This is a genomic window from Spirosoma terrae (assembly GCF_010435915.1).
GTDB lineage: Bacteria > Bacteroidota > Bacteroidia > Cytophagales > Spirosomataceae > Spirosoma > Spirosoma terrae.
Map to the genome: position 1 here is coordinate 80,850 of NZ_JAAFZH010000012.1, position 14,223 is coordinate 95,072.

8 protein-coding genes are annotated in these 14,223 nt (G+C 47.7%); 2 read left to right on the forward strand and 6 right to left on the reverse strand.

The features are described from left to right. Positions 1–136 precede the first annotated feature (136 nt). Positions 137–1,117, forward strand: a complete 981-nt coding sequence (locus GK108_RS22245) for a helix-turn-helix transcriptional regulator (protein ID WP_163953280.1) — start codon at positions 137–139, stop codon at positions 1,115–1,117. Positions 1,118–1,123: 6 nt separating this feature from the next. Here GK108_RS22245 and GK108_RS22250 read toward each other — a convergent pair whose 3' ends face one another. Beyond that, positions 1,124–1,621: a cupin domain-containing protein gene (locus tag GK108_RS22250; protein ID WP_163953282.1), complete on the reverse strand. Its 498-nt coding sequence runs from the start codon at positions 1,619–1,621 to the stop codon at positions 1,124–1,126. Between the two features lie 268 nt (positions 1,622–1,889). Here GK108_RS22250 and GK108_RS22255 point away from each other — a divergent pair, with 268 nt between their 5' ends. Continuing rightward, on the forward strand, positions 1,890–2,831 hold the full coding sequence (locus GK108_RS22255; protein WP_163953285.1) for an NAD(P)-dependent alcohol dehydrogenase: 942 nt from the start codon (positions 1,890–1,892) through the stop codon (positions 2,829–2,831). 82 nt (positions 2,832–2,913) lie between these two features. On the opposite strand, the gene GK108_RS22260 is transcribed toward GK108_RS22255, so the two are convergent. From GK108_RS22260 to GK108_RS22280, 5 genes are all read right to left on the reverse strand, one after another. Further along, a complete protein-coding gene (locus GK108_RS22260; protein WP_170305413.1) occupies positions 2,914–5,523 on the reverse strand; it encodes an ABC transporter permease in 2,610 nt (869 codons plus the stop codon). An 83-nt stretch (positions 5,524–5,606) separates the two neighbouring features. Next, a complete protein-coding gene (locus GK108_RS22265) occupies positions 5,607–8,267 on the reverse strand; it encodes an ABC transporter permease (RefSeq protein ID WP_163953287.1) in 2,661 nt (886 codons plus the stop codon). Between the two features lie 97 nt (positions 8,268–8,364). Further along, positions 8,365–10,968, reverse strand: coding sequence for an ABC transporter permease (locus tag GK108_RS22270; RefSeq protein ID WP_246225076.1), 2,604 nt, complete (start codon positions 10,966–10,968; stop codon positions 8,365–8,367). 83 nt (positions 10,969–11,051) lie between these two features. Further along, positions 11,052–13,667 carry an ABC transporter permease gene (locus GK108_RS22275; RefSeq protein ID WP_163953289.1) on the reverse strand — a complete coding sequence of 872 codons (2,616 nt, stop codon included), beginning with the start codon at positions 13,665–13,667 and terminating at the stop codon, positions 11,052–11,054. Positions 13,668–13,692: 25 nt separating this feature from the next. Beyond that, positions 13,693–14,028, reverse strand: coding sequence for a PadR family transcriptional regulator (locus GK108_RS22280; protein ID WP_163953291.1), 336 nt, complete (start codon positions 14,026–14,028; stop codon positions 13,693–13,695). Between the last annotated feature and the right edge of the window lie 195 nt (positions 14,029–14,223).

Below are 14,223 nucleotides of genomic sequence, written 5' to 3' on the forward strand. Positions count from 1 at the left end.
AAAGGCATGATTTTGTGATTTTATTGGCAAATTTACCTGGTTCTATTGCCTGACCCGTCAACGTTCTGTTTTGAGTATCCAGCAATAGAACCGCACTAATCAGCAAGCCTTCAGTACCGTACACAAGCTTATCGGCATGATATTTAGTTTTTCTGCTACGCCCGATTTTGACTTCATGACTTACTTTGCCCGTCACATACAGGCAACCGTTCAGAATGGCCTGCTGGTGATACCGGATTATCTAGGCCAAGGCTCTATTCGCCGGTTAGCATTCGGGCCAGACTTCAAGATCACCATACACCGCTACCTACTCAAAGAAGATCTTATCATTAAACGTAATACGTCCGGCCAGGGAAATGACCTGATCACCATTTTTTTTTACAGCAATGAGCAGGCTCTTGAAATCGCCTACAACGATAAGCCTCAGGTATTGTTTTCTCAGCGCGATGAATCAGCGATCCAGGTTACGTCCAATGATCTCAGCTCAACCATCCGTTTTCCGGCCCATCAGACGATTCACTACGTAGTGGTGGCTATAAAACCGCTCCGTCTGCAGGAATTATTAGCCGTCGACGAACCTAATTCGATACTACAAACAATAACCGGTAGCGGTAACTCCTTTCTTTTCTTCGAACAAATGACCGCCGAGGCCAAGCTGCTGCTCAAAAACATAGCCGCCGTAGACATGACGGATCGCCTGAGCAACTTCTACGTGCAGATCAAGGTGCAGGAGTTGCTTTATCTGGTTTTCCACAAATTATCGTTACGGGAAAGCACTGCTCACCAAACGATTAACAGCGCCGACGCCGAAAAACTCTTGCAAATACGTAGTTTGATTATTAGTGACCTGAGTGTGCCGCCGGTAATCCGCGACCTCGCCCAGATTGCAGCCATGAGCGAAACCAAACTGAAACAGCTTTTCAAGCAAACGTTTGGCTCTACCATCTACACCTATTACCAGCAAGCCCGAATGGAGGAAGCCGCTTTCCTACTGAAACAAGGCAAGCATTCTGTTGGCGAGGTAGGTTATGAGCTGGGCTTTTCCAACCTGAGCCACTTCAGCCGATTATTTGAAAAACATTATGGCCTGAATCCGAAGCGATACTCGTATTCGTAGCGCTGGTTAATCCAGATAATTGGGAGGGAATACTTGCTGACCGTGCTTTTCGGCGATGGCCTGTAGCTTTTTTATGGTGGCCTCATCGAGCTGTGGTGGAGGCAGAAACTCACCTGCTGCCACGGGTTGGCCTATTTCCTCGAACAATGTTTCCAGACCGGCCGGTACTACGGTACATAGTACATGAGCCATCTGTTGGGTATTATTTCTAAAGGCGTGCACGACGCCCCCCTTAGGAATGGAAATGAATGACCCTTTGGTTGCTACGTAATGGCCAAACTCGGATCTAACCTCAATTTCGCCATCAATTACGTAGAAGGATTCCTCAATAGCTGCATGAGCGTGTGGACCCGGCCCACTACCGGGGGGGATCAACATATCGATTGTAGCGTAAGCTCCGCCGGTTTCTTTGCCACCAATTAGGATTCGGTAAGTGCCACCACCCACAGAAACGCTTTTTCCTTCCTCTGGGCCAATAGTTAACGGTTGTTTGTGATTTTCCATGATGCTTGATTAAATGACGACACAAATCTCGCAAGACTCCCGGCCAGAAAACAGTCCGATTCGGCTATAAATCAGTCCAATCAGACAACCCAAATCATACCGTTTACGGTGCTACGTATCAGACAAACAAAAAAAGCTGGCCAATGGCTTTCTGATGCAATCCAGCCTGTCGGATACGACTATTTTTCCGGCTTTTTGCGCTATTTCTCCTAATTCAGAAGCCTGACCTTTGTTCTGTCATTCGTAAACACACAGAAAAGAAACCAACATGAGAAAGGTCATTTATAAGCAGTTTGGCGATGCAAACGTGCTGGAATTAACCGAGCAGGCAACTCCCAGTTTTGATAAAAATCAACTACTGATCCGGGTAAAAGCGGTTTCCATAAATCCCCTGGACTGGAAAGTATATGGTGGAGAAATGAAATTGATGTCAGGCTCTACATTCCCCAAATCAGTCGGCATTGATTTCTCGGGGATTGTCGAACAAACCGGTAGCGCCGTTACCCGCTTTAAGCCAGGCGATGCCGTCATTGGCTTACTGGACGTATTCAAAGGCGGAGCACTAGCCGATTATATTGCCGTCAAAGAAACTGATGTTGCTCTAAAGCCTGTCAATTGTTCGTTTGAGCAGGCAGCCGCCTTACCTGTAACTGGCCTGTCGGCCCTGCAGATTATTGATCAGTTGGCCACCGTCGGCCCTAACCAGGACGTATTGATCAATGGCGCTACCGGAGGTGTTGGCGTATTTGCCGTACATATAGCCCAAAAACGGGGAGCCAGCGTAACAGCCGTTGTTGGCCCCAAAGGCGTTGCCGAGGCCGCCAAATGGGGGGCCGATACCGTTATCGATTACACGAAACAGGATATCAGGCGTATCGCTCAACGTTTCGACGCCGTGATTGATCTATCGACGAAGCTTTCATTCACCGATGCCAGGAAACTGATGAAACCCAGAGCTGTCTTTGTCAGTACGCTTCCTTCCCCTCTGGCCCTCGTTTCCTCATTTATTAACAATCTGTTTTCCGGCAAGAAACATAAAATACTGATTCTAAAACCGACGACTGACGGACTGGCTACTTTAACTCGCCTTGCCGACGATGGCTTACAAATCGTACTGGATAAAACGTACCCGCTCACCAACGTCAGAGATGCCTACCAAGAAGCCAGCCAGGGGAAAATAATTGGCAAATCGGTAATTGTCGTTGATTGAATCCAACACTTGAGACTACGTAACAAAACGCGGGTTTGCAGGGATTTACTTTCCTCTGCACACCCGCGTCTTCTAGCCTATACTATTCACTACGTAGCGATTTGACGGGATTCATCAGGGCGGCCTTGATCGCCTGAAAACTGACCGTCAGCAACGTAATAGCCAAAGCTCCGAGGCTCGATGCGGCAAAAACCCACCACGAAATGGAGGTGTGATACGTGAATTTCTGCAACCATTCCTCGAGGAAATAGTAGGCAACGGGAGTGGCGATGACGCACGAGATAATGACCAGTACAATGAAGTCGACTGATAGCAAACGCCATAAACTAGTAACGGATGCACCGAGCACTTTCCGGACGCCAATTTCTTTCGTGCGCTGTTCAGCAATGAAGGATGCCAAACCGAATAATCCCAGGCAGCTGATAAAAATAGCCAGAACGGCAAAGAAGCTGGCCAACGTACCAATGCGTTGCTCGTTACCGAATTTCCGGGCAAACTCCTCGTCGACAAATGTATAGTCAAACGGTTGCGACGGGTTAAATTTCTTGAAAACCGTTTCGATACGTTCCAGGGCATCACCGGCACTGGAATGCGGATTAAGCTTCAGAAGAATGGTTGAGCCAGGCTCCGTTGACAGATGAAAAATAGTAGGTTTCACCTGCTCATACGGTGAATTGATCACTACGTCATTGACCACACCAATTACTTTATAAGGCTGGTCATACCAGCGAATAGTTTCGCCTACCGGGTTACGCAATCCCATGAATTTTACGGCGGCTTCGTTGAGAATGACCGCACTCGAATCCGTCAGAAAATCCCTCGAAAAATCACGGCCCTCTGCCAGTTTCCAGCCAATGGTTTTCCCATAATCATACGATGCACCGACAACAGGAAAATCGACCGACAGAGTCGGGTCTTTATCTTTCCAGTCAAATGCACTGCTGCTGTTCCACACTTCAGTAGGTGGCGTAGCGGCTTCAGCTACATTCAAAACAGTACCGGTTTGTAGCAATTCGCGCTTCACCGCATCAACATGGTTGTGAACATCGGCCGAAATCGTTGGTACAACAACCAGCCCATTGGTATCATAACCTATTGGCCGATTTTGGGCAAACTGAATCTGCCGGAAAACAATAATTGTCCCGACAATTAAGGTGACCGAAACGGTAAACTGCACCACAACCAGCATTTTCCGGGGAACCGTTGCCCAACGCCCAGCCTGAAGTCGAGCGCCTTTCAGAATCTTGACCGGTTGAAAAGACGACAAATAAAAGGCCGGATAACTCCCTGCGACTAACCCCGTCAACAAGCTGAATCCTAAGCAGGCAGACCAGAATATCGGGTTCGACCAAAGAACGCGTACCTCTTTGTCGGCGACATGATTGAAGGCCGGAAGTAGCAACTGCACCCAGAACAAGGCAAGTATAAGCGAGAAAAATACCACCAGCAATGACTCTAAAAAGAACTGGTATATCAACTGCGTCCGCACCGAACCAACGGCTTTGCGAATACCTACTTCTTTGGCGCGTTTTTCTGAACGGGCCGTACTTAAATTCATGAAATTAATGCAGGCCAGGAGTAAGACAAAACCGCCGATAATGCCAAACAGCCAGACGTATTGAATTTTACCACCCACATTGACCCCGTTCTTAAATTCAGAATACAAGTGCCACTGGCTCATCGGATGCAGAAAAATAGCGGGCTTTTTTCTGGCTAACTCGCTGCTGATCCGGTTGAGTTTGGCGTCTTTGATCTTAGCCGAAACGGTTTCGAAATCAGCCGATTCATTGAGCTGTGCAAAAATCACAAACGCGTTAGGACGCCAGGGATCAGGCGTATTTCTGACCCATTCGGTGTTGTTGTAATACAGACTCCAGGGAGCCATGAACGTAATTTCGTGGAACGTAGTATTGCGAGGCAAGTCTTCATAAACTCCCGTTACCTTAACGGCCATCCGATTATCGATCTTCATGAGTTTGTTAATCGGATCGGCATCCCCGAAAAAAGCCTTTGCCACTGACTCCGCCAGCAGAATCGACCCTGGCTCCTTCAGCCCGTTTCGACTCCCTTTCACCATTTTTAACGATAGCATGTCGGTTATCTGCGGCTCGAAATACATCCCTCGCTGCGTGAATTTTTCGTTGCCAACACTCAAAATATGGTCGCCCTCCTCCCGGCCCAGCACGACATGCTTAAAATCGCTTCCATAATGCTGACGAAGCTCTTCGGCTAAGGGATAGGGAGTGGTATTCCAGGTCTGCACTTCTCCATTGTTTACCAGGTGTTGTTTGACCTGAGCAATGCGGTTATAATGGGTGTGATACTGGTCAAAAGACAGTTCATCCCATAACCAAAGGCCAATCAACAGAGCCACCGCCATTCCCACTGAAAGCCCAACTATATTGATTGCTGAATACCCTTTATGCTTGGCAAGGGTTCGAAAAGCGATTTTAAGATAATTACGTAGCATAGTCGTCGTGGTTGGAGAAGGAAACTGTGACGGTTTTCGTCGAATAAATTCAGGATGTACATAGGCCAGCACGTCGCGCCAGTAGCGCCGTCGGGCGCGAGCCTCGCCCAACTGCTGTACGCGTAATACATAGCGTTCGTGCAAATCGCCCAGCACTTCCTCCCGCAGATGAGGGGCACAGAACCAAGTCAGGAAGCGGTCGGCCAGGCGAGGAGGAGACATACGAAGGAGGAATTAAGAATGAGGAAGTAGGAATGATAAGGGATAAATCAGAATGAAATTCATCACTCATCATTCTTAATTCATCATTCACTACGTAGCGATTTGACCGGATTCATCAGGGCGGCTTTGATACTATGGAAACTTACTGTACATAGCGCTACACCAATAGCCAACGTACCCGCTCCGACAAACATCCACCACGATATGTCGGTGCGATACGCAAAATTCTGCAACCATTGATTCATGGCATACCAGGCAATGGGCGATGCAATCAGCATAGCAATCATGACCCAGGTAATAAATTGTTTTGATAGCAGAAACAAGATTTCCGAAATGCTGGCTCCTAATACTTTGCGGATGCCAATTTCTTTGGTTCGCTGTTCTGTTACGAAAATAGCCAGCCCGAATAGCCCCATACAAGCAATCAAAATGGACAGAAAGGAAAAGATCGTAGCGATAAGGCTTGTTTTCTGCTCTTCGTCATACAAACGACCCAACGATTCGTCCAGAAATGAATACTGACATTGCTCGGCTTTTTCAAACTTACGCCAGGTACTCTCAATATGGTCAATTGCCTTTTGGGTAGCATTGGGCCGTATGCGAATGTGTAGAATGCTACTGGCCTGCTGAACGGGTCTAAGGTGAAATAAGAGAGGCCGGACGCCCCGATGGAGCGACTCATAATTGAAGTCTTTAACAACGCCAACGATTTTGTAGGTCTTAGGAATGTCTTCTACATCAACTTTGGTGAGCTCCAGATTTAAGACATTTTTCGTTTTGCATTCTTTAAGTGCGGCTTCGTTGATAACAACGGCTGTGCTGTCGGCAATACGGCCTTTTTCGAAAAAACGCCCTGATGTCAGTTGAACGCCAAATGTTTCAACAAAATCCTGATCTACATCCAGAAACTGAAATGAAATAGGGTCAGTCCCCGAGTGGTTGCCAAACAAATAAGCACTTCCAGGAATACCGGTCGTAAACAGTTGTGATGTATTACTGGCAGCCAGTACCGCCGAATTTTGGAGTAGTTCGGCTTTAAAGGCTCCTAATTTATTCCCCAGAACAGCGGCATTGTCAATTGACAGAATATGCTCTTTAGTAAAACCAAGATTTTTTTGCTGTATATACTGTAACTGGCTTCGGATAATGATCATACCCAGTATAAGCACAATAGCGATCGAAAACTGAGTAACAACCAGAAAGCTACGTAACGACGATTTTCGCTTTTTTACCCCCGATTTTAGTACGTCAATTGGCTGAAAAGATGATAGAAAAAAAGCAGGGTAGCTCCCGGCAAGCATGCCAACCAAAAGGATAAAAGCAAATAAGGCTGGAATACGGTACGCGTTTGAGAAGAGAGCCAGTTGCAGATGTCGCCCGGCTATTTCGTTGAAACCTGGCAATAGTAACGTAACAATCAATAGGGCAATCAAAACCGCCAGGCCAGTTAGCAAAACGGATTCGGTTATAAATTGCCCAATCAGTTTGGCACGGTTCGAACCAATGGTTTTGCGAATACCTACTTCTTTAGCTCGACTTTCGGAGCGGGCAGTTGATAAATTGATAAAATTAATGACCGCTATAAGTAGCATAAAGAAAGCTACTGCCAGAAAAATATAGAGGTAAGCGCTATCGCCTATACGAACACCCGACCATTCGGAATTCGGGTCGATAGCATACTGCCGCTTCGAGTGCAAATATATTGACGATAAGGGCTGCAAGCGGTATTCATAAGCATTACCTTTTGCCAGAAACGACTCAATAGGAACGCCCAACGCTTTCTGTACTTGTGGACCAATGTATTCGAGAATCAACCGTTTCATTTTTTGCTCAATACGGTCGGGAGCGATACCATCTTTCAGGACAACATAGGTCGAGTAATTGGCCTCCAGCCAATTTTGTTGATTGACTTCTGGGTAGGTCGACATCGACAGCAGAAAATCGCATCGAAAGTGCGATTTATCCGGAAAGTCTTTCATAACGCCCGTAATCTTATAGGATTGCTTGCCATCGACAATAAATGATTGGCCCACCGGATTTTGATCGTCGAAGTACTTTCTGGCCATCGTTTCGGTCAAAACGATAGTGTTCGGATTTTTAAGTGCAGTAGCCGGATTGCCATAGAGGAACGGAAGCGAGAATACGTCGAAATAAGTCGAGTCGGCCGTGTAAATTTTAGTTTCTCTGAATACTTTATCGCCATAGCGTAAATCGTGATCGCCAAAATAACCAATACGTGTACTGGTCAGCACTTCAGGAAAATGGCGAACCAATACGTTCCCCGCCTGGGCAGCCGTTTTCGAACTGTTTGACTCTTTACCATTTATAAGACTATGCACATATAGGCGATACGTTTGATTAGCCTTTGTTGTAAACGTGTCGTAATTCAATTCGTCTAAAACGAACAGAAATAGCATGATCGAACAGGCGATTCCCAGCGCAAGGCCTGTAACGTTTATAGCTGAAAATACTTTGTTGTTTATCAGGTTTCGATAGGCGACTTTGAGGTAATTGAAAAGCATCGTCGTGTTGGTTGGAGAAGGAAACAGATCAGGTTGTCGCTTAATAAACTCAGGTCGTACGTAGGCCACTACATCCCACCAGTAGCGTCGTCGGGCGCGGGCTTCTCCCAACTGCTCCACTCGCAGGGCGTAGCGTTCGTGCAAATCGCCCAACACCTCCTCCCGCAGATGAGGGGCGCAGAACCAGTTCAGGAAGCGGTCAGCCAGGCGAGGAGGAGACATACGAAGGAGGAATTAAGAATGAGGAAGTAGGAATGATGAATTATGAATGATCAATGATGAGCTAGACAGGAATTCATCATTGATCATTCCTACTTCATCATTCACTACGTAGTGATTTGACCGGATTGACTAAAGCGGCCTTAACGGTTTGTAAACTCACCGTCAGAAAGGCAATCAGCATGGCCAGTAAGCCCGCCGTGGCAAAAATCCACCACGAAATCCCGATGCGATACGTAAAAGCCTCAAGCCACTGATGCATGCTATACCACGTAATGGGAATGGCAATAAGAAACGCGAACAGCACCAGCTTCAGGAAATCTTTCGACAGCAAGGCTACTACGTTGGCGGCCGATGCACCCAGTACTTTCCGAATGCCAATTTCTTTACGAGCCTGCTCCACCGTGAACGAGGTCAGACCGAATAGCCCCAGGCAGGAAATGAAGATGGCTAGAGCGGCAAACAGACCGGCCAGTGTTTTGGTACGTTGTTCATTATCGAACTTTTGCGCGAACTCTTCGTCCAGGAACCGGAAGTCGAACGGGTACGTTGGATTGTATTTCTGAAAAATCTGTTCGGCTTGAGCCAGATTATCGGCTGTGGAGCGGTTTGGGTTAAATTTGATATGCATCGTATTGAAACTCGAACCTGGCCCCTGAATCACAATGGGCGGAATTTGCTCATACGGTGATCCGGCAATATAATCTTTCACGACGCCCACCACCCGCCAATGCTGATTCTTGCTCCGATTTGTAATGGTTTGCCCGATGGGATTTTGGAAGCCCATCAATTTCACGGCCGTTTCGTTCAACACAACCGAGAAGCTATCCGCTGGATAGTTGTAGATATCGATATCGCGTCCGGCGAGGAGTTTCATACCCGCCGTTTTTACTAAATCGGCATCAGAGCTAAAGAGTGTAATGGTCGTATTGGTGTCTTTTGGAGCTTCGTTAGGCCACCGTAGTCCCCACGTATGCCATCCGCCGTTGGTCAGCCCGGTCAGGGTTTTGGTTATGGATGTTGCAATGCCCGCGTTGAGCAGTTCCTGTTTTATTGACCCATAATTTTTCTCGATATCGCCACTGAAATTTACCTGAATCAGATTATTGTCGGCATAGCCTTTATCGCGTTCCTGCGCGTAGATGATCTGGTCGCGAACAATGATGGTTGCCGTGCCCAGAATGATGGCAAACGTGAATTGTAATACCACCAGTATTTTTCGGGGCGATATACCGAGTTGCGTTCGTTTGAAACGCTTGCTGAATATGCCGATGGGCTGGAAGGAAGCCAGATAAAAGGCAGGATAACTCCCGGCTAACAAGCTGGTGAACGCCATGAAGGCCAGCGCGTAAAGCCAGAACGTATAGCGCTGATAAGGAATGGCAAGTTGGGTATCAATCAACGTATTGAAGGCCGGAAGAACAAGCTGCACGATCAGTAAGGCCAGAGCACCAGCGAAACAGGTCATTAAAAAGGCTTCGGTGATAAACTGCCCAATCAGTAACCCTTTACCCGCTCCGGCCACTTTCCGAATCCCAATTTCTTTGGCCCGTTTCTCACTACGTGCCGTACTCAGATTCATAAAATTGATACAGGCAATCAGCAGAATAAAAGCCGCAATGAGGCCGAAAATTTGGACGGTTTCAATACGTCCTCCAACAGGTTGACCATTCTCGAAGCGGCTATACAAATGCCACTGGCTCATGGGATAAATAAAGTGTGTCCACACATCCTGTCGGCCCGCGTACCGCTGGGTCATATCCCTGATCTTGTCATTAAAGGCCGCTACGTTGGCGTTCGGTTTCAGGAGAATGTAGGTTGCGGTGTTGTTGCTAAGCCAGCTTTCATTTTGCCAACCCGATCCTGGTTTTTTCAGGTAATCCCAGGGCAGCAAATACTCAAACGTAAACTGGGTGTTCGACGGCAGGTCTTTTAAAACACCCGTAACAACGAAATTGTCGGCCGAATCCAGCTGAATGGTTTTGTGAAGTGCCTGCTCGCTCCCGAATAATTTCCGGGCCAGTTTCTCGGTAATGACTATCGACGAAACACTGCTCAGTTGCTCGTTTTTAGTACCTTCCAGCAGAGGAAAACTGAATATGTCAAGAAAAGCCGGATCAACAAACGCCCCCTGAAGACCAGTAAAACGGTTGTCGCCAACACGGATTAAGAAGTTGTCGACCTCCTTTACCCGCGTTGCTTGTTCGACCTCGGGATAGTCTTTTTTCAGGGCTGGCCCAAGTGGCTGTGAGGTTGCTGAAATAGCCACTGATTGACCATCGACCGCGCTGGCAAGACCATACACCTGATAAATTCGGTCTTTGTGCGTATGAAATCGGTCGAAGCTCAATTCATTCTGAAGCCACAACAGAATCAGGGCGGCTCCAGCCATGCCGACAGACAGTCCAGCCATGTTGATGACCGAAAAGCTTTTTCCGGCAATCAGATTTCGGAAAGCAATTTTAAGGTGATTACGTATCATGGTCGTATTTGTTGGAGTAGGATATGGCTGCGGTTTTCGTTGGATAAATTCAGGTCGCATGTAGGCCAGCACATCTCGCCAGTAGCGCCGTCGGGCACGGGTTTCTCCCAACTGCTGTACGCGTAATACGTAGCGTTCGTGTAAATCGCCCAGCACCTCCTCCCGCAGATGAGGGGCGCAGAACCAGGTCAGGAAGCGGTCAGCCAGGCGAGGAGGAGACATACGAAGGAGGAATTAAGAATGAGGAAGTAGGAATGATAAATGATAAACTAGACGGGAATTCATCACTCATCATTCCTAATTCATCATTCACTACGTAGCGATTTTACCGGGTTCATCAGAGCAGCTTTAATGGCCTGGTAGCTGATCGTCACCAGCGTGATCAGCAAAGCAGCCACCAGTACGATAAGAAAGACACTGATGCCAATGTTTATTCGGTACGTATACTCGTCGAGCCACTTTTGCATGGCATACCAGGCAATTGGCGACGCAACAACGGCCGCAATGATGACTAGTTGAATAAAGTCTCGGGAAAGTAACCCCCATACGTTGGCAATACTGGCTCCCAGCACTTTACGGATACCAATTTCCTTGGTACGTTGCTCTGCCATGAACGAAGCTAGTCCAAACAGACCCAGGCAGGAGATGAAAATGGCGAGTACGCAGACAATAGCCGATAGATTGCCAATGAATTCTTCGTAGTTGAATTTCTTCTCGTATTCAGTGTCGGCAAACTTGTAGTCGAATGGGAAACCAGGATTGTATTTATCGAAAATAGGCGTCATTTTCTGAATAGCTACGGCGGGTGCAATCGCGGGGTTGATCCGTACATCCAGGTAGCTTGTCCAGTTTTCAAAGACAATTGTTAAGGGCCGGATAGCCTGATAAGGCGATTCCATAACGAGATCGGGAACTACCCCAACAACGGTTCGGTCTTTTTCAGCCCATCGCAGTCTCTCGCCCAAAGGATGCTTAAGGCCCATGCGTTTTACGGCTGATTCATTGAGAATCACACCCGATGAATCGGTCGCAAACTCCCGTGAGAAATCACGCCCTTCTTTAAGCGTAATACCCATTGTTTTGATGTAATCATAATTGGTGGTAATGGTTGTAAAAATAGCCGACTTGTCTTCGGGGGTTGATCCTTTCCACTCCCAGCCAGTATTACTGCTCCAGATTTCGGTCGGTGGCGAATTGGTTTGACAAATAGACGAGACCGCACCCGTAGCCAGCAATTCGGCCCGAAGCGCTTCAAAATGAGTCATTAAATTGCTGGAAGCGGGTACCGAAAGAAGACCTTTGTTGGTAAAGCCAGCCGGTCGGTTTTTACCGTACTGTATCTGTTCATAAATGATGACCGTGCCAATCATTAGCGCAACGGAAAACGTAAACTGAACAACCACCAGGGTTTTTCGAGGTAATGACGCGCTTTTGCCGATATGAATGCCCCCTTTCAAAATCTTGACGGGATTGAACGACGACAAATAAAGAGCAGGGTAGCTGCCTGCCAGTAAGCCGGTGAACAAGGTAAAAACAACAACAACCGCCCAAAAGATGGGATTGCCAAATTCGATCGCCATCGTTTTCTCCGTAAGCGTATTGAATGCTGGCAGTGAAATCAGGACAATACCCAAAGCCAGCACCAGCGCCAGAATGGCAATTAGGGTCGATTCACTCAAAAATTGGCCAATCAGCTGCTTACGGCCCGAACCAACCGCTTTCCGCACACCCACTTCTTTGGCGCGTTTTTCTGAACGAGCGGTGCTCAGATTCATAAAATTGATGCAGGCAATGATCAGAATGAACAAGCCGAAAACACCAAACAATCGGACGTATCTAATAAAACCGCCTGTGTTTTCTCCTTCAGCGAACTCCGAATACAGCCGCCATTTAGCCATTGGGTGCAGGAACAACGCCGGTTTTACAAGCTTTCTTACGTTGGGGTCATTCGACAAATGGGCCAATACCACATCTTTTATTTTTGCGTTGGTTTGTGCCGGATCGATGCCGTCTTTGAGCTGTACAAAAACGCCCCAGGAGTTATTTCCCCAATTTGTTTTGTGGTATTTCCCAATCCAGTTATAGATCTTTTCCTGCAACTGCCAGGGAAGCAGATAATCAAACTGCAACGTAGCATTTGTGGGTTGTTTAGCAACGACAGCCGTTACCTTCAAGTCGACCGAATTGTCCAGTTTTACGACCTTGCCAATGGGATTCTGGCTACCAAACAGAGTATGAGCGGTTTCGTCGGAAAGAACAATTGAGTAGGGTTCCTTCAGGGGAGCTTTGTCGCCATCTAAGACAGTCAGCGAAAACATATCAACGGCGTCTTCACCAATAAAAACCCCGTGTTTAAGGAATTTCTGATTGCTGACAACCAACGAATGCTGGCCTTCTCCCCGATCATACATGGCCACCGCCTTAAAATCCTGGTATTTGGTTTTCAACTCCTCACCCAGCGGAAACGGTATCGCATCCTGCGTACCCCGGTGGCCGTCGAAAGTTTGACTCATCTTTACCTGGTAGAGAGTTTCGTAGTGTTTGTGGTGCTTATTGGCCGACAATTCATCGTTGATCCAGAGGCCAATGAGCATCGCAACGGCCATCCCCACCGACAGCCCGCCAATGTTGATAGCTGAATACGCTTTGTTTTTGACCAGATTACGGAAGGCAACTTTAACATAATTACGGATCATAGTCGTGTTGGTTGGAGTCGGAAATTGATCGGGCTTTCGTTTGATAAACTCAGGGCGTACATAAGCCAGCACGTCGCGCCAGTAGCGTCGTCGGGCGCGGGTCTTACCCAGCCGCTCCACTCGCAGCACGTATCGTTCGTGCAAATCGCCCAGCACCTCCTCCCGCAGATGAGGGGCGCAGAACAGCCGGAGCAGCCGGTCGGCAAGTCGTGGGGGTGTTTTCATGGTATTGTGCAATCCATGCCATTTCTTAACTCCATTCCAGACGGATATTGGGGATGATTCGGTCCCAGAGTCGGTTTCGAACCGCACGCACATCACTCAGTACACGGCCACCCAATGCCGTCACCGTAAAGAGCCGCTTTCGGCGTCCTCCCCGCTCAGCGGTGGCTTCGCCAAGCTGCGACGTCAGATAGCCTTTTTGTTCGAGCCGTTGCAAGGCTGCATGCACCGCCCCCGTACTGACTGAGTTTCCCGTTTCGCGTTCGAGTTCTTCGGCAATCATCACCGAGTACGCCTTCGGCGATAAAGCCGCCACCGCCAGCAAAACAACTTCTTCAAATTCCCCTAAATCACTACGTCGCATAGACTGAACGCTGAATTTGAACCAATTTCTATTATATCTATTTCTGTATGTCAAATACCCGGCCAAAAACAAAAAGAGCTTTTTCTGCGCAGAAAAAGCTCTTTTTGTTTTTTCGTACACGACCAATCTGTCCAGAAATGGACAAATTCTGTACGCTGTCGGACGAGAAGACGGCTACGTTGCATTGGCCTCTCG

Coding starts and splice junctions, on each gene's coding strand:
- GK108_RS22250 (WP_163953282.1), bottom strand. CDS start 1,621: ATGGAAAATCACAAACAACCGTTAACTATTGGCCCAGAGGAAGGAAAA.
- GK108_RS22265 (WP_163953287.1), bottom strand. CDS start 8,267: ATGTCTCCTCCTCGCCTGGCTGACCGCTTCCTGAACTGGTTCTGCGCC.
- GK108_RS22245 (WP_163953280.1), top strand. CDS start 137: ATGATATTTAGTTTTTCTGCTACGCCCGATTTTGACTTCATGACTTAC.
- GK108_RS22270 (WP_246225076.1), bottom strand. CDS start 10,968: ATGTCTCCTCCTCGCCTGGCTGACCGCTTCCTGACCTGGTTCTGCGCC.
- GK108_RS22260 (WP_170305413.1), bottom strand. CDS start 5,523: ATGTCTCCTCCTCGCCTGGCCGACCGCTTCCTGACTTGGTTCTGTGCC.
- GK108_RS22275 (WP_163953289.1), bottom strand. CDS start 13,667: ATGAAAACACCCCCACGACTTGCCGACCGGCTGCTCCGGCTGTTCTGC.
- GK108_RS22280 (WP_163953291.1), bottom strand. CDS start 14,028: ATGCGACGTAGTGATTTAGGGGAATTTGAAGAAGTTGTTTTGCTGGCG.
- GK108_RS22255 (WP_163953285.1), top strand. CDS start 1,890: ATGAGAAAGGTCATTTATAAGCAGTTTGGCGATGCAAACGTGCTGGAA.